This is a genomic window from Roseicitreum antarcticum (genome assembly GCF_014681765.1).
Lineage (GTDB): Bacteria > Pseudomonadota > Alphaproteobacteria > Rhodobacterales > Rhodobacteraceae > Roseicitreum > Roseicitreum antarcticum.
Genome location: NZ_CP061499.1, coordinates 1 through 19,888, shown reverse-complemented (window position 1 = coordinate 19,888; position 19,888 = coordinate 1). Strand labels below are relative to the sequence as shown.

Below are 19,888 nucleotides of genomic sequence, written 5' to 3'. Positions count from 1 at the left end.
CGTATCCACGCTGGGTAAGGTGACGACATAGGCCGAAAGGCCTGAGCAGGGTGATCGACTGACGGAGTAAGCAACAAGGACTTCAAAGTTCAAGGTAGGGATACCCAGTCCCGGGGCGCGAGCATCAATAGCTCTCTGAACCGATGTGGGCCCAGCCTTCCGAACCGCATACCGGCCCGTGGCGTCAGACAAGCCACAACTTGAGGCCTGACACACGACCGATTGAAGCCCTGCCAAAACGTTAAAAAATCAGCTTGCCAAAACGGAGGCATCCACACACGCCCGGGTTTATCGAAGGCTGACTTATCTTAGTTACGCGGGGCGTTGATGATGTGACCGCCCCCCGACGACATCTGTGTGCCAAGGTGGGTCTGTGAGGACCCACAAAGGGGAGCGGTCATGTCGGAGATTCTCACTGTCGGACTCGATCTGGCAAAGAATGTATTTCAGGTTCACGGAGCGGACGGCGCGGGCCGTGCAGTGCTGCACAAGAAGCTGAGGCGAATGCAGGTGTTGAAGTTCTTCAGCCAGCTGCCGCCTTGCGTTGTCGCGATGGAACCATGCGTAGCTTACTATTCGAGGCTGCAACGACTTTGATCGGTCGGGTGCAGAAGTTCTCAGCGTTGAAAAACTGGGCGGTCCGACTTGCTGGGCGACGAGGCTTTGTCAAGGCCGCAGTTGCCACCGCTCGTAAAGTCGCAGTGCTTATGCTGACACTGTGAAAGACCGAAACTGAGTTCAAGTGGAAAAAGGAGGCCATAGCCTGACCTAAATTCCCGCCCCGGTGGCGGGGAGCAATGTCCCGAAGGAGCGGAGGCTGGTCGATCTCGCGCGGGCCGATGGGATGCAGAGCATTCTGCACAACCCGATCCATACATCGAAGACGACCACCACCGGATGCTATGCTGAGGCGCAAACTATGTGTGACCTCGAAGAGAACCATGACCCCGGACGGATCAGTTGCTTTCCGCTTGACGGAGCCGCAATCAGAGAACGGCCCACGGCATGTAAGAGGCCGCATCATGAGGCCGGACACATGTCAGCACCCGATGACGCGCCAAGATCAGCTCTGAAAACACCTCTTGCGCAAGGGGCATCCACGCCATCAACAAAGCCCCCGGGCGGCAGATAATCCGGCTCCTCTTCCAACGGACCAAGCAGGAACCACAGGTCATCCTCGGGCGCCTGATCGACCTCCTCTGCATCGGTAAAGCGGCTGTGAGCTTCAACATACTTAAAAGGTACTTAAGATTCAATATGTGCAAAATGTGGCGATTTTGCCATTTACTCTAGGGCTTTCTCAGAGAGTGCCCACAACCCCTACATAGCACGCGTGCGCGATGGTCTGAGAGAGCACTGTGATCGCGCTGGCCGTGTGGAAACCACAGGGTTTCTACTGAGCAGCGCCACAGCGCACGCCATTAAGCTTGCTTACAAACGGTCGTTTATTAGCGATACATGAAACTGCAAAAGGCCTGTTTTGATGCCATTGATAGGCTACGCGCGCGTTTCAACCGAGGATCAAACCCCCCTGCCCCAGTCGCAGGCCCTGAAATCTGCGGGTTGTGCCGAGATCCATGAAGAACAGGCCTCGGGCGGAAATCGGGCGCGGCCGGTCCTTGCGCGCGTGTTGGAGCGCGTGACCAAGGGCGACACGCTGGTCGTCGTTCGGATCGACCGGCTGGCGCGGTCGCTGTCGCATCTACTGGAGGTGATCGAGCGGCTGGAGGCCAAGGGTGCGTTCTTCCGCTCCATCCTAGACCCGATCGACACCGCATCCCCGCAAGGCAAGTTCACGCTGCAGGTTCTGGGCGCCGCGGCCGAGTTCGAGCGGGCGCTGATCCGCGAACGTACCAAAGCGGGGCTGGCGAGCGCCCGTACCAAGGGCCGGGTCGGCGGGAACCCCGGACTGCGGGCCAAAGACCCTGCCGCTCTTCGTAAGGTGCGGCTGGCGCGACAGGACGGCTACATGGAGCGTCTGAATGAGACGGCACAAGATTGGGTGCCCCATGTGCGCCGGTTGCGCCCCGACTTGGCCTGGGAGGACGTGTTGCGCATCATCAACGGCCCCTTGCCCGAGGCCCGGCGCTGGACGCAAAGCCGCCTGTTGCGCGCCGTGAAGGCTTATGTCCGCGACGGCTTCCTGCCCGAGACCGTGCTGGCCCGCGCCGGGCGCCGCGAAACAGACGACCGCCTGCCCGCCATTATTGCAGGTATCAAGGGCGCAGATCCCGACATCACGCTTCAGGCTATCTGTGATCGGCTGGAGGCGATGCGCGAGCGCACGCCCCGCGGGCGGACAAGCTGGCAGCCTTCGTCGGTGAAGATGCTGCTGGAGCGGGCCGAGAGGCTGGGCTTGCTCGACTGAGGTCCCGGAGAATCGCCCATCCGATTCTGCCGCCTGATTTCTGTACGCACTCACAATACATCTTGTGGTCACCTCGTAGCTAGCAACGAGGTGTTGAAGTAGAGTGAGAGCGCAGTCGCCCAAGACGCTGATTTTTAACAGTTTACTATCGACAGAAATAGGTGCCTTCAACGCCCTCAGGCCGCTCAACGGTTTGGTCTGGATTTATCCACAATATCTGTTAAGCTTTGCAAAACAATAAAGACTTGAGGGCAGTGATGAACGGGATACGGGCCTCCCAGAGATTTGAAGTCATGTCCAAGCGGCTTGGTAGTCGGTTGCGTGAACATGCGCAGGAAACCTTCCCACCGGACGCTCAGAAGGGCCTCCGCCGCTTCGCCATGCGGGAAGCGGCTGAACTGCTTCGCATTAATCAGAACACCTTCCGCCATCATGTGTCAAACCTCGAAGGCTTTCCCGAAGGTGTCTTGGAGAGCGGCAACCGCCGTAGCTTCTCTGCAGAGGAGATGGTCGAGGCACAACGCGTACTTCTCGAGACTGGAAGGATCAAGCCAGAAGAACACCCGCACAGAAGACCGGGAGAGGCTTGTCAGGTCTTGACGATCTTCAATCTGAAGGGTGGCTCCGCCAAGACGTCATCTGTTGCCCATGTAGGGCAGCTACTGGGTCTACGCGGCTACCGGGTCTTGCTGATCGACCTCGACAGCCAGGCAAGTCTGACAAACCTGTTCGGAGTTACTCCCGAGCTCGATCCGGATATGCCGACTTCATACGATCTTATCCGATCCGATGATCCACTGCCCGCAGCAGAGATCATTCGCAAAACGAACTTCCCGACCGTGGATCTGATCCCGGCATCCATGGACATCATGGAGTACGAGTTCGAGGTCGCCTTGAGCTTCAGACACGGCGCCACCACGTTCCATAGCCGCATCCGGGAAGCGCTTGAGCCCGTCCTCAACCAATATGATGTGGTGATATTTGACACCCCACCGCAGCTGAACTTCTCGGTGATCTCTGCCCTCTTTGCATCGACCGGGGTCCTGATCCCACTCAACGCGTCGATGCTCGATGTCATGTCGCTGGCGAGCTTTCTGGGCATGGCGAGCAACCTGATGGGCGTCGTCGAGGCACACGCCCCGGAACATGGACTGAACTTCGTGCGAGTTTTGATCACCCGCTACGAAAACACGGATGGTCCGCAGGTGCAGATTTCGTCTCTGCTTCGGACAGTCCTCGGGGATGCCGTGCTGTCTGCAGAGTTCCTGAAATCAACAGCCGTGGGTGATGCTGCGAACACACAACAGAGCATCTTCGAGGTCGAACCTCGCGACGTGAACCGCAGAACTTACGAGCGCGCGATCGAGTCCGTCTCGCGCGTGACCGACGAAGTCGAACGCGAAATCCTGAAAGCATGGGGGCGTAGCCATGGCGCGTAAGGTCTTCGGGGACTCACTCAAGAACGCGATGGGCAAAACGCCGCCTTCGGACGAGGATCTGGATGTGAAGCGAACGAGCCCGACTGTAGCTCGCGCACAAGCATCCGTGCTCGAAGAGGATAAACACGCCACGCGACTGATCGACCCGGCCGCCATACGGATGTCCGCGGTAATGGACCGCATCGATCCAAGCGATGGTCTGGATGAACTTGTCTCGTCGATCCGCGAGCACGGTCAAAAGGTTCCAGTGCTGGTTCGCCGAACCCAGGACGGTGCGCTTGAGATCGTCTACGGTCGCCGTAGGCTTCTCGCCTGTCGCCAACTTGGTCAGAAAGTGCGCGCCACGGTCATGGAGATGACCGACGAGGAAGCTCTCATTGCCCAAGGCGTGGAAAATAATGCCCGCCAAGATCCATCGTTCATCGAAAGGGCCCTGTTTGTCACCGGAATCATTCGAGAACTTGGGAAAACCGACGAGACGCGCAAGAACGCTCAGACGATCGCGTATCGGGCACTTCAGATCGATGAATCGCTCGTCTCGCGGATGAACCGTATCGCTACGGGCATCCCGATGGAACTGATCCAGGCTATCGGACCTGCACACGGCGTTGGTCGAAGAGTTTGGGAAAAGCTTTTCAGGCTGTGCGAGAAAGACGTCGTGAGAGCCCGAGAAGTTGCCAGCGAAATCCCTCGCAACATACCGGGCCCCAACCGTCTCGAAACGGCGGTTACCTTGCTGACGACCACCAAACCGTCGACGCAGGAGACACATCCCAGTGAGCGCGTGAAGATCGGCCGCAAGGGCAACCGCATCACAATCGATGTGGACGCTGATCTTGCCCCACGGGTTGAGGAGGCAGTCCGGAAGCTAGTCACAGAGCTACTTGACCGCGGCCAAGACGGGCCAAAGTGACGACCCCGTGTCTTGACCGCGGTCAAGACATCAAAAGCAACGAGCAGAAAACGAAAGGAGGACCGGCTAGAAAAAGAAAGACCCCCCGAAAGCGATGCTTCCGAAGGGCCTCAATCAGTCTCGACACCTGATTGATACCCCCAAAACGAATCGATTTCAACACCGCTCGCGGTGAACGGGGAAGCTTTTTCTTCCGAAACACCATGAGACATGCAACTGAAACAACAACCGCCCTGGCGGAACGGACATCTCTGCCCTGCTCTAACCCCTATGAGCTTCTGGGCCCGGTTCGCATTCTAAGGAAGGAGCTCGGCCTCACAACCAATGACCTTGCCGTTCTGACCGCGCTCATTAGCTTCCTACCCCGCAAAGAACGTGAGATTCACGACAGCCAGCGACTTACGCTCACTGTCGTGTTCCCATCGAACGCTTCTCTGTCAGAGCGCGCCAATGGGCTCGATGAGCGAACACTTCGACGCAGCCTGAAACGCCTCTCAGCTGCTGAACTGATCGAACGCAAGAACTCAGCAAATGGCAAACGCTTTCCGCTGCGGTATGGAGGCGTTATCAGAGATGCCTTCGGTATCAACCTGAAGCCCTTGATCCAGAGGTACGGCTCGCTCGCGACACAAGCCTTGCAGCTCACCGAAGAACGCGAGCGCATCCGCTCACTGAAGGCTGAGGCGCTGGCCCTACGTGCATCGCTACTTCAACAGACGCGCTTCGATGAAGCAAAGCTCTCTACCCTCAACATGATCAGAAAAGTCCTGCGTCGAGCAACATTAACTGTTGATGCAGTCCTGAGCGTTATCTCGGAACTTAGAGCACTCGGAGCCGATACCCCCGCAAGCTACGGTGAACACCACACCGCTACAGAAGCTGGTGCCGAAGATAATTTACAAGCTGTAAAACACCGACCGCATTTACCAGATTCCGACGATCTGCCCGCCACAAACGGACAAAATGTCCGGCACATAGAGTCTATAAAAAAAGATATTAAGAAGATTGCTCCCGCAACGGACCATAGCAGTAAACAAACCGCGCAAACCAAACCTACGATGAACCGAGACCCAGCAAGGATGGCATGGGAGGACTTCACCCATGTTGCGGGATTTTTCCCAGAACCGCCGCGCACAGGAGAAGCCCTTACCCGCATTCTATACGACCTCGGTCGATTGCTTAGAATAAGCCAGGACGAGCTGAGACATGGCATCCAGAAAGCTGGCGCTGGAACACTGCTTCTCGTTTTCGATTACCTCATAGCTAGAGCAGGCACGATCAAACACCCTGATGCCTATTTTGGAAGGATCTTACGCACACAACTTGCTCCAATATGAGCTTCTTGACCGCGGTCAAGATCCACCGTGAGAGGGAAAGGAGTGTTGGTTTGAGGGTGACGGGAAGTGAGATCGGGAGAGTGGCTTCCGGCGCCCGTCGTGGAGAAGATCTGATGACGAAAACTATCCAGAAAATCACCCTGTCCCCTTCGTGGGATATCCCTTTCGACAAGCTCGCGTTAAGCCAGTCCAATGTGCGGCGCATCAAAGCTGGCGTGTCCGTCGAGGAACTGGCCGAAGACATCGCCCGCCGCGGTCTCTTGCAGAGCTTGAGCGTACGGCCAGTGCTGGGCGATGATGGGACCGAGATTGGCAAGTTCGAAATCCCTGCCGGTGGCCGTCGCTTCCAAGCCTTGTCCTTGCTCGTGAAGCAGAAGCGTTTGGCGAAGACGACGCCCATTCCATGCATCGTGCGAGACGTGAGGTCCGACATCCTTGCCGAGGACGATTCCCTTGCAGAAAACATGCAGCGAGTCGCCCTGCACCCGCTCGACCAGTTCCGCGCGTTTGTGGCGCTGCGGGACAAGGGTCAGAGCGATGCAGAGATTGCCGCGGCCTTCTTCGTGACGCCGCAGATCGTGAAGCAGCGCCTGAAACTCGCTTCCGTCGCCCCTGCCCTGCTTGAGATCTATGCCGAGGATGGCATGACACTGGAGCAGCTCATGGCCTTCACCGTGAACCCCGATCACGCGCGTCAGGTTCAGGTCTGGGATGTGATCCATTCATCCTGGAACAAGGAGCCATTCCAAATCCGGCGCATGCTGACCGAGACCTCAGTCCGGGCGTCCGACCGACGCGCGGTCTTTGTGGGTGTTGAGGCTTATGAAGCGACGGGTGGCACGATGCTGCATGACCTCTTCCAGGGCGATGACGGCGGTTGGCTCGAAGACCCTGCCCTACTCGATCGACTGGTGACGGAAAAACTCCAGGCCGCGGCTGAGATGATTGCAGTTGAGGGCTGGAAGTGGATCGAGGTCGCGCTTGACTTGCACTATGGCTACAGCCACGGCCTGCGGTCCCTGTCCGGCGATCCGGCACCAATGACAGATGACGAAGGTGCGGCTCATGCAAGGCTGCTCGCCGAGTATCGGGCGCTGGAAGAAGAGTACACGGGTCAGGATGAATTGCCTGACGAGATCGACACACGGCTTGGCGTGTTGGAAACGGAGATGGAAAGGATCGAGACCCGGCCGTTGATCTTCGATCCGACAGAGATCGGGCGGGCAGGGGCGTTCGTCACGCTCGACCGCTACGGTGCGCTGGCAGTCTATCGCGGCTATGTGCGTCCAGTGGATGAGCCCGTTGAGGAGACCGCGGTCCAGGACGGTGGAGATCCTGCGGTGGCGGGGCAGGGGGATGATCGTGATCTCGCCGATGGCCATGCCAGTGCCGCCCATATCGGAACCGTCATCATGTCGGGAGGCCAGCCGATTGGCGGCGACCTGCCGGAGGATGAGGATGACGGAGCGCTGAAGCCACTACCCGAGCGGTTGGTCATGGAGTTGACGGCCCACCGAACGCTGGCGCTGCGTGAAGCGATCGGGCGCTCGCCGGATGTCGCGCTGACGCTTCTGCTCATGAAGCTTGTGACGGACACCTTCCGCACTTCCTCAGCTTCGGGCAGCTGTCTCGAAGCCTCAGTGCGTCACGTCTACATGTCGGCGCAGGCGCCCGATCTGAAGGACAGCGTGGTGGCCAAGCTGGTCGACGAGCGTCACGCGGAATGGGAAGCCGATCTGCCGCTTGGCGATGATGCGGCCCTCTGGGGTTATTTGAGTGTCCTCGACCAAGGCAGCCGTCTGGCTCTGCTGGCGCATTGCCTGAGCTTCGGCATAAACGCGCTGCATGAGAAGGTGAACCCATACGGGGCAGGCATCTCGGCCAGCGGTCTGACGCGTCGTATGGCGCATGCCGATCTCGTGGCACAGGCAGTCGATCTCGACATGGTCGAGGCGGGCTGGGAGCCGACGGTGGACACCTATCTCAACCGCGTGCCCAAGGCCCGCATCCTTGAGGCTGTGCGCGAAGCGAAAGGGGAGGGGACTGCCCAGCTTCTCGATCACCTGAAGAAGGGCGAGATGGCCAGTGAGGCCGAGCGCTTGCTGAAGGGCAGCGGCTGGTTGCCCGAGGTCCTGCGCCGGAATGACCTCGTGGCGCTGGACGGTGAGGACTGTGCCGACGGGCAGGGCGCGGATGCCGAAGCGGCTAACAGCGTCAGTGACGCTGACCTTCCCGCGTTCCTGACGGATGACCTGCCTGCTGAAGGCGCGTCGATGCTGGCCGCCGAATAACGTGATCCAGCGGGGGGCGGGCATTCCGCCCCCCGTCACCCTATAATTTAACAATATCAAAAAGATGAATGCGATTTCTGGCATTCGGAATGAGGAATCATGTCTGCAACAACCATCATCGACACCGCACCCCTCGGGGCGCTCATTCGCTACACGGACGGCAGCCCCAAGCCACCGGCACGCTTCACCAAGAAGCTGGCGGCCTGGGAGCGTTCGAACGGTGTAGGCCGCCTTGTGAAAAAGGAACCACCCCGGCCTTATCCGACATGGACGGCTCCCGCGTCGTTCACGCTGCATGAGGGCAACTTCTCGTCAGACGGGGTCATACTGGTCACCATCATGCGCAGCCATTCTGCTGACAGCACCCTCGTCTTCGAGGTCGCTGAGGTACCGAAGCCCGGGCAGGTGCGCGTGCTTCTGGACTTTGGTGGCAACACCGAGCTGCTGCATCTGGCGGAGTCCGTCACTGCGGCCGAGCTCTGGATCGCCAAGGAAGGATATCGCAATGCGCGACTTGAAATGGTCGGCGATGAAAGCAACGACAGGGCAGGGGGCGCGGACCTGGCCGCCTGAGCCCAACTGAAACCGAGAGGCCCGCCCAAGCGCGGGCCTCTCATCCATCACAACCTTGTCCCGCGAAGTCGCGGGGCGCCAAAGGAGCCATCCCCAAGCAACAAAGTCTTCAATCAAGAGCTTGGCCGAGAGGCTGGCGGCAAAAGCATCAGCGGGACAACCGGCTCCAGTCGTCAGGGCACCATCCCCCGCTCGCCATTCCCTTCCTTGGCCCGAATCCTGGGCTCAAAATCAACCCACGAGGGGTCGGACTACGGGCAAGCCCGTGCCGCCGGATGGATTCGGGCAAGCCGAACGCACCCGGTGATGTCAGCCAGTCTTCGGGCCTTCGGGGTCCTGTCGCGCGGGGGATGGTCCCCCGCCTCCAAGACAGGAGCCAAACAGATGTCCCGCAAAGATGCACACGCCTTCGCCGCCTCCCTCGCCGCCACGCTCATGGTCTCGATCGTCGTCTTCCAGGCAGGGGATGGATCCTTCGGCGCCGTCCCCGCCGATGAAATCGACGGCGACGAGGTTCAGGTGCTGGTTGAGATCGACCCGTGGGCTTAGGCCCACGGTTACCTCGCCAAGCTCATACGGAGGCGCAGACGCGCCTCTTGCCGCGTCTGCGCACCGGCGAGGAACTGCGGACGGTCGATGATGCAGCGCCAAACGGCCTGAAGCTGCAGAGATGCCAGTCGCAACGCAACTGCCACAACGCCGAGAATATCGACGTGTCCTGCCCAATGCGGACGTTGACCACGGCCGCTTGATGCAGCACCCGCAGCCCGCACTGCTAACATCTGCCGTTTGCGCTCAAAGCCTGGAGGTTTGAACTCACTTTTCGCGGACATATGCAACTGATCCTTCCTGCATACAATTCCCCCGCCGATGTCGCCGCAACTCAACACTGGCCTGGACAAGCCCGTCGCTTTCTATGAAAAGGTGAGCTCAATGGGCACTTGGGGCGGCGCGAAACCGTGGCATGTCCAAACCTTACATGAACTTGAAGCGGCTACTTTACCACTCGAAGGTGTCCGTTTAATGCCGGAAGCGGGTGGAGCGTTTTTACATCGTCCTCTGTCGAGCGCAACACTTCTGCAAGATCAGATACATCGTAGCCGAGTTCATCAAGGTGAAGCCTGATTATTTCCGGCAGAACAGTTGGCTCCTCCGGTTTGAAATCAAGTTCTGGTGGCTCAGTACGGCGATACCCCATGGAACTTATTTGCCGCCATAGGTACTGACTCTGGTTTGCGGTGATAGCGCCTATTGTCGTTGCTCGCACGAGAAGCGCAGCCATCGAAACATGCCAAATTGGCTTTAAACCCGCGAGCCTTTGAATGGTGAGAGGGCGACCCGAGAGGTGCGAGCGAATATCGCGAGCAGGCATCAGCAGCGCAGCAGCAAATTCGTTCGCCTCATCTTCCATTTCTGGTGATGGGACGCGGTGCATGACGACATGACCAAGTTCATGCGCAAGGCTAAACCGCTGCCGGTCAGCCGGTTGGTTACGGTTCAGGAATATGCACGGGGGCATATCTGCTATCTGGACTGTGAAGCCATCGACTTTCAAAGCAGCAAAGTCGCAATGCACAACAATGCAACCGGCCCGCTCCACCCATCCAACCAAGTCTCGGATTGGACCGCTGGGTGCCAGCCAAGTACGCCGCACGAGTTCGGCAATTCTCGAAGGGTCGCCGTCGTATTCGTCGACGTCCAAACGGGGCAACGCCAACTCTGGCTCAAGGTCGGCTGCATCCAATAACCGCCTGATGTGAAGAATTCTGATATTCAACTCCGCTTCGAGTTGCTCAATAGCTTTCTGACCAACACTTGCACGCTTCCGGTATTGGACACTCATCGGCAAGCCGATGACACGGTCGTTCTGGAAGAAGAAGCTTTGGGGGAAGCCGAGAGTAGCACTTACGGTTCCAAGCACGTCCTCAGTTGGCCCAATAAGTCCGTTTTCAAGTTTAGAGAGGTTCGCTTGCGATACTCCCGAACGGCGAGATAACTCGGATTGACTCCATCCGCGAGCCTGCCGCGCTATACGCAGCAGGTCTTGATTGAAACTGGTATGCATCACTTATCGCGCTGTTTGCGCTCGTCGGATGCGCCTTTAAGTTTGACAATCTTCGCGGCGGGACGCGCTGGTTCCGGCTCGGGCATCGGCAGGGGAATTACCACATCAGCGGCATCCAGCAAACTATACTCCCAAGCAACACGGTTGCCATCACGAGCAACCACACAAATGTCGCTCACAGCTGTTTCCAACTTATTCAGTTTGTAGACGACCTCGACGCGCTGAACTTCCGGCAAGCCAAGCAGATCTTGCTCGTGATTGTGAAAGGCGAGTGCCATCTGCGTGGCAACGTTTGCAGTGCGTCCTGCACCGTCCGCCTTTTTGAACCGGAAAAGAACTTGATCCTGCATCATGAATTTAAGTGTTTCGGTGCCCTCGATGATGTGAACACCATCAAGGTCCGTGAGTTCGGCATGCGCTTTGCCGATGATCTGTTCCCAAACGAAATTCGCACGGCTACGTTTGCAACGCCACACGCCAACGAAATCGCTGGCCATCCAATCATCCCAAGATTCGTGGATTATGGCGACAATCGAGTCGCGGATTTCGTCAATGATCGGCTTGACGACAGCCTGATTTGGAATCGGCATGCTCGGCCCCTATGATTTTGTCGTTAAGATACGGCATGCAATTTACAAAAGCAACGACAAATTATTCACAATTCAATTCTGAGGGTGGTTCTTATGAGGTAGGACCCACTTCTTATCTACATCAATGACCGCTTTTCGCCATCTCTGATGGGCGCTCGAAGGGGCAGGACAGTCACACCGAGCGCCCAGATGAGGCCGCTACTGTTCTGCGCGGGCGCTAGGCCCGAATGACCGGATCAGGCAACGCGCAGCCTCGGGCTCTCTGGCCGCAGGGTTGGTGATCTTTCAGCTGATTTCCGGATCACCGACGGTTGTGCCAGCAGCCATCGCGTCCACGAACCACTGCGGTTTACGCCCACGACCGGACCAGGTGATGGCCGGGTTGTCAGATTGCTGGTACTTTGGTGCGACTGGGGCGCGCTTGGGTTTGCTATCTTTCCCGACCAGTTCCGCCAGGCAGTAGCCCATTTCTCTGACCACAGCTTCTACCTTGGCGCGGGCTTCCGCCTTTTGTCGATCCTGTTAGGTGGAGATCGCCTTGGCGACGTCCTTCTGCATTTTGTTCAGCTCGCTAAGCGACAGCGCCTCGAGATCGTAATCAGCCGTATTATGCCTTGTGTACTGAATGTTCCGGTATCGATAGCCCGCCGCGGCATGGGCCCGCAACTCCCGTATACAGGTGGCAGGAGACAAGGGTTTGGTTGATCCATTGTCTCTGCCGCCTGTGTGGGTGCTGGGCTTCGGTTCAGGCAGTCCCGATTGGCAAGATGACAGGGTCTGGCATGGGCTCCCCGCGCCACTCTGACTTCTGTTCCATCCCTTCGACTGACAATCCCCTAATCCCGTTCGGCCTCCTGCGGGCAACCCCGCGTCAGCCCGGGCCGAGTTGGCCGCCTGTGGCGTCCTGCCCGCTCCACCCCGGTCCTTTGGGGGTTTCCGGCGTCCATGCTGTCCACCGTGCACGCGTCACCCGACGGGCTTTTTCAGGGTTTTGTCGAAGGGACGGTCCCGAAGACAGGAAACACAGGAGCTTATCATGCAGAACATCGTCATCCTCGCCGGCAACATCGGTCAGAAACCCGAAACCCGCACCACTCAGGGCGGCACCAACATCACCAACTTCAGCCTCGCTACCTCGCGCCCCCGCCTCTCGGAAGGTCGCGTGCTGCGCGACGACAACGGCTACCGGGTCATGGATACCGAATGGCACCGCATCACCTGCTTCAACGGTCTCGGCAAGACTGTCGCGGAGCATTGCGAAAAGGGCATGAAGGTCCTCGTCCACGGCCGTATCCACTACAGCAAGTGGATCGACAGCATGGGGAACGACCGCTACGGCTGCGAGATCATCGCCGAGAAGGTCGACTTCCTGAGCCGCCCGAAGTCGACCGAGAACGAAAACCCCGAGCTGGTCGACCGCGACGACGAGATCCCGTTCTGAGGAACGGGGTCTCCCCCTCGAGCCCGGCGGGGTTACCCGCCGGGTTCGGCTTAAGCGACCTGCCTTCATTTTAGTCACGAAGTGGACCGAATAGTAGACTGGTCACCGTCCCGCCCGAGCAATGCCACATTCGCATGTCGTTGTTGCACAACTTGCTGACTGAGGTGCTGTGTATGAACGAAATGCTTGTCCTGACCCACGCCACTGAGCGTGATATAGACCTACTGCTAGTCGAGGAATTTGCTGCCTCACCTTTGTTCATTTTGGCCATACTAAGATCTATCAGCCTAAGTGAATTGGTAGTTGAGCACGCGTCGGTCATGCACTCCGTGCGCCGCATCCACAGTCGACGCGAGATCGATATTTCGGTTCGGGTGCAGACGAATGCCGGGGATGTCCTGTTGTTGATCGAGAACAAACTCGACACATCTGAACAGCCACGTCAGGCCGAATCCTATCGTGCTGAAGCTGTCGAACAGGCGGCTGGTTATCATCTGGTACGCACGATCCTTGTTTGTCCGCAGGAATATCGCGCTGCAAATGCGGTCTTCGCCGCGGGTTTCGACCATGCAATCAGCTACGAAAGTCTCGCCAAGTTTTTTGAAACCCGCGCCGCTCGTGAGACAGGCGAATTGGGTGGTCGGCTTGCGCATCGCGCTAGCATGATGCGGCAGGCTATCGAAAAACAGCGGCGCGGCTATACTCAGGTTGTCCATCCAGCCAAGCGGCAATTTACGGAACGTTATGTCGCGCTGTTGCGCGAAACCGCACCTGAGCTCGTCCCTGGACCCTCGATGCTGCGCGAAAGCGCCGCCGACAGTGTGACCATGATCTTCGCTCCAGAAACCCTACCGAAATGGACATTCTTGCCGCAGATGCGGATCGTCCATCAGCTTCGCGAGGCAAATGCCAATATCAACTTCTACACGTGGGGCGATCATTTTAATGAACTTGCTGCCCAAATCTCGGCAGATTTGGCCGGAACGGGCATCCGTGCTGTCCCAACGGTAAACAAGCGTAACTCAGGGCGCGCCGGTCTGATGCTGGTCGTGCCAACTCCGGCGTTGGACCATTTCACTCCCTTTGATGAGCAGATTGAGTCCGTGCGCACAGGGATTGTCGCAACCCGTTCCTTGCGCGAATGGTTAATCTCACACCAAGACGCTGTGCGTGGCTGGGCTGCACTGGTACCCGACAAAAAGCTCCCCTGATTGGTCTTGCTCTCAGACTGATGGTGGGTATCCGCATTTTTAGAGTCCGAGGAGTGCCGGGTTTCCGGTGACGGGTTGAAGGCTGGGAGAGTGGCTCCCGGCGCCCGTTGCAGGAGATATCCGATGAGTGTTGTAGAAGTTTTGGATCCGGTCGCGCCGACGCGTGCTGGTGGCTGGAAAGTGGACGTGAGCCGGGGTGAGCGGAACGGGCGGGTGTCGTCCGAATGGTTCAACCGGCCTGATGACGAGCGGTATCTCTCGCTCGACGATCTCTGGGCCAATGTGAAGGGTCGCTCCGAGCGCAGCCGGAGCCGGGTGGTGCAGACTGCGGACATCCGGGTCGAGGCGGCGCGCGACAACCCCGAACGGTTGCATCTGATGCTGCCGAAAGCGCAAGAGCCTGTTGCGCCAACGCATTGGGCGTTTGGTCAGCTTGCCAGCATTGTTGGCGTTCCGGCGTCCTATCTGCGGCAGTTGCCCGCGCCGCTGGCGGGGATCAACCTGCAGTATGGTCTGACCAACCACCGCGCTGAGCAAGTCAAAACCTTCGAGACGGAAGATGGCCGCACCGAACTGCGCGCCGTGACCGGACCCGACTATGGCCGCATCCACGATTTCGAGCTGGTCGAAGCGGTGCAGCGCATCGCGGGCAATGGCACCGGCGACACGCGCTGGAAGGTGCCGGGCGTGCTCGACTGGTCGACCGGGGTCTACAACCCCGATGTCGAAATCAGCCGCGACACGACCACGCTGTATGCGTCGGACCGCGATGTCTTCCTGTTCCTGGTCGATGATCGCAATCCGATCGAGGCGGGCAAGTTGCCCGATGGCTCCCCCGATCTCTACTTCCGGGGCTTTTACTGCTGGAATTCCGAGGTTGGGGCGAAGACCCTCGGCATGGCGAGTTTTTACCTGCGGGCGGTTTGCCAGAACCGCAACCTCTGGGGCGTCGAGGATTTTCAGGAGATCCGGATTCGGCATTCGAAATACGCCGCCTCGCGCTTTGCCCATGAGGCGGCCCCGGCGCTGACGCGGTTTGCCAATTCCTCGCCGCAGGGGTTCGTGAACGGCATCAAGGCCGCGCGGCAGCAGGTCGTGGCGCGCAGCGACGAGGATCGCGCGGATTTCCTGCGCAAGCGGGGGTTCTCAAAGGCCGAGTCTGGCAAGATCATCGAGAAAGTGCTGATGGAGGAGGGCCGCCCGCCGGAAAGCATTTTCGACTTCGTGCAGGGCATCACGCGGCTTGCGCGCGATAAGACCCAGCAGGACGCCCGGCTCGACATGGAAGGGCGTGCCAAGAAGCTCCTCGACCGGGTCGGCTGACAAAGCGCCCATGCAGCGATCGCCTGATCCCGAGGCGGTCGCTGCACCTTTTTCTCAACATGCACGCCGTTGGCTTTGCCCCGAGAGGGCAGGGGCTTCGGTGCGTGCAATTCAGCGAGACCCCCATGACCCCCCAGGAAGAAACCGTCATCCTCGAAGCCCGTGACATCCTTGGTCGCTATCATCGTGGGTGCCGGGACAGAGCTGAGCCTGCGTGGTCTCGGCAAACTCTGACGCCCTGGCCAAATCTATCGCCGCCGCCCCTTCGAGGAAGAGGGCGGCGGTTTGGTCTTTGACGGATGAAGCGGGGAGAGCGGCTTCCCGCGCCGTTGGAGATACTGCCATGTTTGACCTTCCCCTGCCGATTCAGCCGAGCACACGCCCGATGGGTCCTGTTCCAGGTGCCCCGACCGTTACCCCTGATCCCAGCCTGCCTTTCGCGCTGACCCGGATGCAACGGACGCCGACAGCCCTGATGTCGGGCACTGCTGCCCCCGTTGTCGTTGAGCGTTTCGCGACACTGGCCGACGCTATGCAGGGGGCGTTTGAGCTTGTTGAGGACAACGGCTCTGATGCAGCGCCGCAGCTTCTGGCGATCCTTGATTGCGACCAGCGTCTGGTTCTTGCCGGGGCCGCCAGTCATGGCGCTGTGGCTTGGTGCCACCCTGTCGCCAATGCTCTTGAGGCACGGGCCGTCGTGACCGAGGCGGTTCAACTTCGCGCCCAGGCGGGTCGCGCGACTGACTGGCACGAGCCTGAACTGGCGCAGCGGCTGCGTCACCGTGCCGATCTTCTGGATGCCCGCCTTGTCGATCCGCTCTGGCGCGCTTTCGCCACCCGGGCGCTGCAGGTCGCGGCGTGACGCCCGAGAGGCAGAGGAGGGCTGTGAGGGGTTTGAGCCTTCGGGGGTGCAGAAGAGTGCGCCACCCGGGGGGTCTGACCTGTCCTCACTGAACGGAGATATCCATGACCCAGACTGAACCCACTCTGGCCGCACCGCTGCGGCCTTCCACCGTCGATTTCGGGGCGATCCTTGCCGCACATGCCGAACGCACCGCCCGGACCCTCGCCTTGCGCCCTGGCAACAAGGGTCGCCTCTTCGATGGCCTCACGGCCGCCGGCATCACCCATGTCACCGTGACCTTCGACGGTGCCGGTGACAGCGGCCAGATCGAAAGCATCGGCGCTTGGGCGGGCGATACGGCTGTCGATTTCCCCGCGACCGAAATCCCCTATGCCGCGCTGACCTGGGATGACCCCGAGGTCGAGATGCGCAGCCTGTCGCTGGAGGATGTCGTCGAGCAACTCGCCTACGACTTCCTCTCCGACACGCATGGAGGCTGGGAGAACAACGACGGCGCCTACGGCGAGTTCTGCTTCGACGCTTCCGCCCGCTGCATCCACCTCGAGTTCAACGAACGTTTCACGTCGTCCGGACTCTACACGCATGATTTCTGAGGGGGGAAGCGATGGCACATCCCTATCATCACGCGCTGTCCTCGGTGAAGAAATGGGGCGGCACGGTCGAGGATTACCTCGCCGTGCATTCCTGGTTCGACCAGAGCAAGGGGATCACCGCAGATTTCCGCCACCGGTCGCTGCGCCACCATGCGGAGGGCATCTTCATGGCCGAGACGATTTTCGGGCAGACCCTCACGCTCTCGACCGGACGCGTCATCCCGACGCGTTGGGTGGGCGAGCAGCATGTGAAGGAAGACCTCGGCTTCATCCCGAGCTTCGCCGACTGGGTGAAGGCGATCCGCCCCGAGCCCTGGATGGGCCGGACCGAGCGGATCGAGGCAAAGGTCGATCCGCATCTCGCCTCGCCCGTGGTCGAGGTCAGCTGACATGACTGATCCAGCATACTTGCGCCTAGATCTGCCGCCGACGGCCTCGCCCCAGACAGTTCTGCGCGCGGCGGTCCGGGCGCTGCACCCCGACACGCGCGCCGTGCGTAGCTTCCGTACGGCGCGCAAACGCTTCTACCGGCAGATGCTCTGCGCACACGCCGCGCGTCAGGCCGCAGGCGATCCGCCATCCGGCTGATCGCTTTGCCTCATCCCCTTATCTCAATCCAGCGCCCGGCCCCTTGGCCGGGTTTCTCAATCTCAGGAGGTCCCAATGGCGGATTACTTCACTCATTTCTCATGCCTGATCGACGTTGGCAGTGCCGACAAGGCTGCCCGCGCGCTTGCGCTGTTCCAGGAACTGCGCGTTGCGGATCAGGACGCAGACGACCTAGAGGTCGCGGGTTTCACCCTCGTGCATCAGGACGCGCCCGAGGGAAACACCCTCTGGATCCATGACGACGAACACGGCGATGTCGAGGCGGTCATCCGCTTCGTGCTGCGCCTTGCGGAAGATCTCGATCTCTCCGGCCTCTGGGGATTTGAATATGCCAACACCTGCTCTCGTGCCCGGCTTGGAGCTTTTGGCGGTGGCGCGCATGTCATCGACCTCGGCAAGCGCACCACGATTGGTTGGACCAACACCAACGAGTGGCTTGCCGCCGCGCTGAACGGGGAGGACGTCGATGCCTGAGATCATCTGCACAACCGTCTACCAGTTCCCCGAGCTTTCCGACGCGGCCAAGGACAAGGCCCGCAGTTGGTATCGCGAACTTGGCCCCCACGACGACTGGTGGGATGCGGTCTACGAGGATTTTGAGCAGGTCTGCGAAATCCTCGGCATCCGCCTGAAGACCACCCCCGTCCGCCTGATGGGTGGCGGGACGCGGGCCAAGCCCTGCATCTGGTTTTCAGGGTTCTGGAGCCAGGGGGATGGGGCCTGTTTTGAAGCATACCTCAGCCACGCCAAGGGCGGAGCCGCGCGCATCCGGGACTATGCGCCCCAAGACACAACCTTACACGGTATCGCTGACCGGCTGCAGGCGATCCAGCGGCGCAACTTCTACCAGCTCGCCGCCGAGGTCAGCCACCGTGGCCGCTACTGCCACGAATACACCATGTCGATCGACGTCACGCGCGACAGCCCGACCTGGCAGCCGCCCACCGAGGACGCAGAGGAGACCGTGACCGAGGCGCTGCGCGATCTGGCCCGCTGGCTCTACCGCCAGCTTGAAGCCGAATACGAACACCTCACCTCGGACGAGGCCATCGAGGACGGCATCATCGTGAACGAGTACAGCTTCACCGAAGAAGGGCGGCGGTTCGGGTGAGGACTATCGGGCGATTGACCTGACGAGCGTCACCAGGGGATCAAAGTTGTGCTGATCGGCCGATCTCAGCGCCGCGATATAAGCCGAGCGGTGTGCACTGTCGGCGCTCAGCGTTCCGCCGCCGGACCAGTCGAGGAAGATATCCGGATCGATCTTCGCCAAGTAGGCGTCTGCCACGATTCGGGCCCAACGTCCGTTTCCGTTCGCGAAGGGATGGATCCAGACCAAGCGATGATGAAGGCGCGCAGTTGCTTCCAGTCGATCAAAGCTCTTGTGGTCACGCCAGTAGCGAGCGTCATCGAGGCAGGTGCGTAGCTCGGTCGAAATGTGCCAGACCGGCACGCCGATGTTCTTCTCGGTCAAGCGATAGACGCCCGCCCAATCCCAGACCTCGCCGAAGAGGCGCTTGTGGATCTCGCGGACGGCAGCATCGGTCAGCAGATCGAACGACTTGGATCGTCGGTCGAGCCAAGTCAGACCGGTGATGATGTTCTCGCCTTCGAGCTCGTTCAACTCGCCGCGGGTCGCGATGTGCTTGGCCTTGAGGCCAAGCAATTCGTCCGGTGTCAGGGGCGTCGCCCCAGCGGGTTCATGAAACTCCAGCGTCATTGCCAGAAATCCCGTCGGCCTTCGCGGATGATGTCGGCCGCCAGTTCCTCGACCATCTCGGCCTCGCTGCGCAGCCCCTCGCTTTGCTCTTCGAGCGCCATGTGCGCGCGCGTGCGCTGAATGATGCGGCGGGCTTTTGCGCGCGCTTGAGCCAGGACGATCTCCTCGACTGGGCCCTCGCGTGGGACGATGCCATAGACGACACGTCCGCCCATGGCTTCGGCGATCTTCTCGAGCTGGTTCAGCGAGATCGTTCCCGCCTGCTCATTCTTGATCGATGCGTAAATCGTGTTGCGCGACACATCGAGACGTTCGGCAAGGGCGGGCGCGTTCATCCCGATCGCTTCCTGAAACGTGGCGATCCAGCCGCCGAACGGCTTTGCAAGCGACTTTGCCAGGCTGGCAGCCTGGTTGATCCGGTCTTGGGCCTGACGTTGCTTCGCGCGGGAGACGGACATTTGCCAACCTGAGATTTTGCATTCACATGGGTATTGCAATGCCACTGTATGGCAAAGTGCCTACGTAAGCAATATCATAGTTGCGCATTAAT

Annotated in this window: 21 protein-coding genes and 1 pseudogene; 17 read left to right on the top strand and 5 right to left on the bottom strand. The window is 59.7% G+C overall.

Annotation, left to right across the window (positions count from 1 at the left end; genetic code table 11):
• Positions 1-399 precede the first annotated feature (399 nt).
• The 8 genes and pseudogenes from H9529_RS17105 to H9529_RS17070 form a co-directional block, all read left to right on the top strand.
• Positions 400-564: pseudogene (locus tag H9529_RS17105) on the top strand (IS110 family transposase); the annotation flags it as partial.
• 919 nt (positions 565-1,483) lie between these two features.
• Positions 1,484-2,368, top strand: a complete 885-nt coding sequence (locus tag H9529_RS17100) for a recombinase family protein (protein ID WP_092891842.1) — start codon at positions 1,484-1,486, stop codon at positions 2,366-2,368.
• Between the two features lie 293 nt (positions 2,369-2,661).
• Positions 2,662-3,807: a plasmid partitioning protein RepA gene (gene repA, locus H9529_RS17095; protein WP_176847270.1), complete on the top strand. Its 1,146-nt coding sequence runs from the start codon at positions 2,662-2,664 to the stop codon at positions 3,805-3,807.
• A complete protein-coding gene (locus tag H9529_RS17090) occupies positions 3,797-4,720 on the top strand; it encodes a ParB/RepB/Spo0J family partition protein (protein ID WP_092891846.1) in 924 nt (307 codons plus the stop codon). Before repA ends, H9529_RS17090 begins: the two co-directional genes overlap by 11 nt.
• Before the next feature lie 203 nt (positions 4,721-4,923).
• The gene (locus tag H9529_RS17085) at positions 4,924-6,057 is read left to right on the top strand and encodes a helix-turn-helix domain-containing protein (protein WP_092891848.1); all 1,134 of its coding nucleotides are present in this window, start codon (positions 4,924-4,926) and stop codon (positions 6,055-6,057) included.
• A gap of 113 nt (positions 6,058-6,170) precedes the next feature.
• Positions 6,171-8,348 (top strand): ParB/RepB/Spo0J family partition protein, encoded by a 2,178-nt coding sequence (locus H9529_RS17080; protein ID WP_092891850.1) that lies wholly within the window; start codon positions 6,171-6,173, stop codon positions 8,346-8,348.
• Between the two features lie 99 nt (positions 8,349-8,447).
• A complete protein-coding gene (locus tag H9529_RS17075; protein WP_092891852.1) occupies positions 8,448-8,921 on the top strand; it encodes a hypothetical protein in 474 nt (157 codons plus the stop codon).
• 384 nt (positions 8,922-9,305) lie between these two features.
• A complete protein-coding gene (locus H9529_RS17070) occupies positions 9,306-9,470 on the top strand; it encodes a hypothetical protein (protein WP_165595903.1) in 165 nt (54 codons plus the stop codon).
• A 445-nt stretch (positions 9,471-9,915) separates the two neighbouring features.
• Here the strand turns inward: H9529_RS17070 and H9529_RS17065 are convergent, their stop codons facing one another.
• The 3 genes from H9529_RS17065 to H9529_RS17055 form a co-directional block, all read right to left on the bottom strand.
• Positions 9,916-10,986, bottom strand: a complete 1,071-nt coding sequence (locus tag H9529_RS17065) for a helix-turn-helix domain-containing protein (protein ID WP_092891856.1) — start codon at positions 10,984-10,986, stop codon at positions 9,916-9,918.
• Positions 10,986-11,576, bottom strand: a complete 591-nt coding sequence (locus H9529_RS17060) for a hypothetical protein (protein ID WP_092891858.1) — start codon at positions 11,574-11,576, stop codon at positions 10,986-10,988. Before H9529_RS17060 ends, H9529_RS17065 begins: the two co-directional genes overlap by 1 nt.
• A 285-nt stretch (positions 11,577-11,861) precedes the next feature.
• Positions 11,862-12,044, bottom strand: coding sequence for an H-NS histone family protein (locus tag H9529_RS17055; RefSeq protein WP_397544910.1), 183 nt, complete (start codon positions 12,042-12,044; stop codon positions 11,862-11,864).
• A gap of 568 nt (positions 12,045-12,612) precedes the next feature.
• Here H9529_RS17055 and H9529_RS17050 point away from each other — a divergent pair.
• The 9 genes from H9529_RS17050 to H9529_RS17010 all read left to right on the top strand — a co-directional run bounded on the left by H9529_RS17050 (position 12,613) and on the right by H9529_RS17010 (position 18,729).
• Positions 12,613-13,017: a single-stranded DNA-binding protein gene (locus H9529_RS17050; protein WP_092891860.1), complete on the top strand. Its 405-nt coding sequence runs from the start codon at positions 12,613-12,615 to the stop codon at positions 13,015-13,017.
• 173 nt (positions 13,018-13,190) lie between these two features.
• Positions 13,191-14,228 (top strand): PD-(D/E)XK nuclease family protein, encoded by a 1,038-nt coding sequence (locus H9529_RS17045; RefSeq protein ID WP_176847274.1) that lies wholly within the window; start codon positions 13,191-13,193, stop codon positions 14,226-14,228.
• A gap of 123 nt (positions 14,229-14,351) precedes the next feature.
• Complete coding sequence (locus H9529_RS17040) at positions 14,352-15,551, top strand: DUF932 domain-containing protein (protein ID WP_092891864.1); 1,200 nt, start codon at positions 14,352-14,354, stop codon at positions 15,549-15,551.
• A 343-nt stretch (positions 15,552-15,894) separates the two neighbouring features.
• On the top strand, positions 15,895-16,413 hold the full coding sequence (locus tag H9529_RS17035; protein ID WP_092891868.1) for a DNA repair protein RadC: 519 nt from the start codon (positions 15,895-15,897) through the stop codon (positions 16,411-16,413).
• A 104-nt stretch (positions 16,414-16,517) separates the two neighbouring features.
• Positions 16,518-17,009, top strand: a complete 492-nt coding sequence (locus tag H9529_RS17030) for a DUF6878 family protein (RefSeq protein WP_092891870.1) — start codon at positions 16,518-16,520, stop codon at positions 17,007-17,009.
• 11 nt (positions 17,010-17,020) lie between these two features.
• Positions 17,021-17,398, top strand: a complete 378-nt coding sequence (locus H9529_RS17025) for a DUF6915 family protein (RefSeq protein ID WP_092891872.1) — start codon at positions 17,021-17,023, stop codon at positions 17,396-17,398.
• 1 nt (position 17,399) lies between these two features.
• A complete protein-coding gene (locus H9529_RS17020; protein ID WP_092891874.1) occupies positions 17,400-17,597 on the top strand; it encodes a hypothetical protein in 198 nt (65 codons plus the stop codon).
• 75 nt (positions 17,598-17,672) lie between these two features.
• Positions 17,673-18,092, top strand: a complete 420-nt coding sequence (locus tag H9529_RS17015; RefSeq protein WP_092891876.1) for a hypothetical protein — start codon at positions 17,673-17,675, stop codon at positions 18,090-18,092.
• Positions 18,085-18,729: an antitoxin of toxin-antitoxin stability system gene (locus tag H9529_RS17010; protein WP_092891878.1), complete on the top strand. Its 645-nt coding sequence runs from the start codon at positions 18,085-18,087 to the stop codon at positions 18,727-18,729. The genes H9529_RS17015 and H9529_RS17010 overlap by 8 nt, the downstream gene beginning before the upstream one ends.
• 3 nt (positions 18,730-18,732) lie before the next feature.
• Here the strand turns inward: H9529_RS17010 and H9529_RS17005 are convergent, their stop codons facing one another.
• Together H9529_RS17005 and H9529_RS17000 are read right to left on the bottom strand one after the other, a co-directional pair.
• Entirely contained in the window at positions 18,733-19,338 is a 606-nt protein-coding gene (locus tag H9529_RS17005; RefSeq protein WP_176847276.1) for a mobile mystery protein B, read from the bottom strand.
• Positions 19,335-19,796, bottom strand: a complete 462-nt coding sequence (locus H9529_RS17000) for a helix-turn-helix domain-containing protein (protein ID WP_092891880.1) — start codon at positions 19,794-19,796, stop codon at positions 19,335-19,337. Before H9529_RS17000 ends, H9529_RS17005 begins: the two co-directional genes overlap by 4 nt.
• Between the last annotated feature and the right edge of the window lie 92 nt (positions 19,797-19,888).

What these genes read in the sequence shown, in the direction of transcription:
- H9529_RS17025 (WP_092891872.1), top strand. Translation starts at nt 17,021, where the DNA reads ATGGCACATCCCTATCATCACGCGCTGTCCTCGGTGAAGAAATGGGGC.
- H9529_RS17045 (WP_176847274.1), top strand. Translation starts at nt 13,191, where the DNA reads ATGAACGAAATGCTTGTCCTGACCCACGCCACTGAGCGTGATATAGAC.
- H9529_RS17000 (WP_092891880.1), bottom strand. Translation starts at nt 19,796, where the DNA reads ATGTCCGTCTCCCGCGCGAAGCAACGTCAGGCCCAAGACCGGATCAAC.
- H9529_RS17100 (WP_092891842.1), top strand. Translation starts at nt 1,484, where the DNA reads ATGCCATTGATAGGCTACGCGCGCGTTTCAACCGAGGATCAAACCCCC.
- H9529_RS17080 (WP_092891850.1), top strand. Translation starts at nt 6,171, where the DNA reads ATGACGAAAACTATCCAGAAAATCACCCTGTCCCCTTCGTGGGATATC.
- H9529_RS17065 (WP_092891856.1), bottom strand. Translation starts at nt 10,986, where the DNA reads ATGCATACCAGTTTCAATCAAGACCTGCTGCGTATAGCGCGGCAGGCT.
- H9529_RS17035 (WP_092891868.1), top strand. Translation starts at nt 15,895, where the DNA reads ATGTTTGACCTTCCCCTGCCGATTCAGCCGAGCACACGCCCGATGGGT.
- H9529_RS17075 (WP_092891852.1), top strand. Translation starts at nt 8,448, where the DNA reads ATGTCTGCAACAACCATCATCGACACCGCACCCCTCGGGGCGCTCATT.
- repA (WP_176847270.1), top strand. Translation starts at nt 2,662, where the DNA reads ATGTCCAAGCGGCTTGGTAGTCGGTTGCGTGAACATGCGCAGGAAACC.
- H9529_RS17005 (WP_176847276.1), bottom strand. Translation starts at nt 19,338, where the DNA reads ATGACGCTGGAGTTTCATGAACCCGCTGGGGCGACGCCCCTGACACCG.
- H9529_RS17055 (WP_397544910.1), bottom strand. Translation starts at nt 12,044, where the DNA reads ATGGGCTACTGCCTGGCGGAACTGGTCGGGAAAGATAGCAAACCCAAG.
- H9529_RS17085 (WP_092891848.1), top strand. Translation starts at nt 4,924, where the DNA reads ATGAGACATGCAACTGAAACAACAACCGCCCTGGCGGAACGGACATCT.
- H9529_RS17015 (WP_092891876.1), top strand. Translation starts at nt 17,673, where the DNA reads ATGGCGGATTACTTCACTCATTTCTCATGCCTGATCGACGTTGGCAGT.
- H9529_RS17060 (WP_092891858.1), bottom strand. Translation starts at nt 11,576, where the DNA reads ATGCCGATTCCAAATCAGGCTGTCGTCAAGCCGATCATTGACGAAATC.
- H9529_RS17050 (WP_092891860.1), top strand. Translation starts at nt 12,613, where the DNA reads ATGCAGAACATCGTCATCCTCGCCGGCAACATCGGTCAGAAACCCGAA.
- H9529_RS17090 (WP_092891846.1), top strand. Translation starts at nt 3,797, where the DNA reads ATGGCGCGTAAGGTCTTCGGGGACTCACTCAAGAACGCGATGGGCAAA.
- H9529_RS17010 (WP_092891878.1), top strand. Translation starts at nt 18,085, where the DNA reads ATGCCTGAGATCATCTGCACAACCGTCTACCAGTTCCCCGAGCTTTCC.
- H9529_RS17030 (WP_092891870.1), top strand. Translation starts at nt 16,518, where the DNA reads ATGACCCAGACTGAACCCACTCTGGCCGCACCGCTGCGGCCTTCCACC.
- H9529_RS17020 (WP_092891874.1), top strand. Translation starts at nt 17,400, where the DNA reads ATGACTGATCCAGCATACTTGCGCCTAGATCTGCCGCCGACGGCCTCG.
- H9529_RS17040 (WP_092891864.1), top strand. Translation starts at nt 14,352, where the DNA reads ATGAGTGTTGTAGAAGTTTTGGATCCGGTCGCGCCGACGCGTGCTGGT.
- H9529_RS17070 (WP_165595903.1), top strand. Translation starts at nt 9,306, where the DNA reads ATGTCCCGCAAAGATGCACACGCCTTCGCCGCCTCCCTCGCCGCCACG.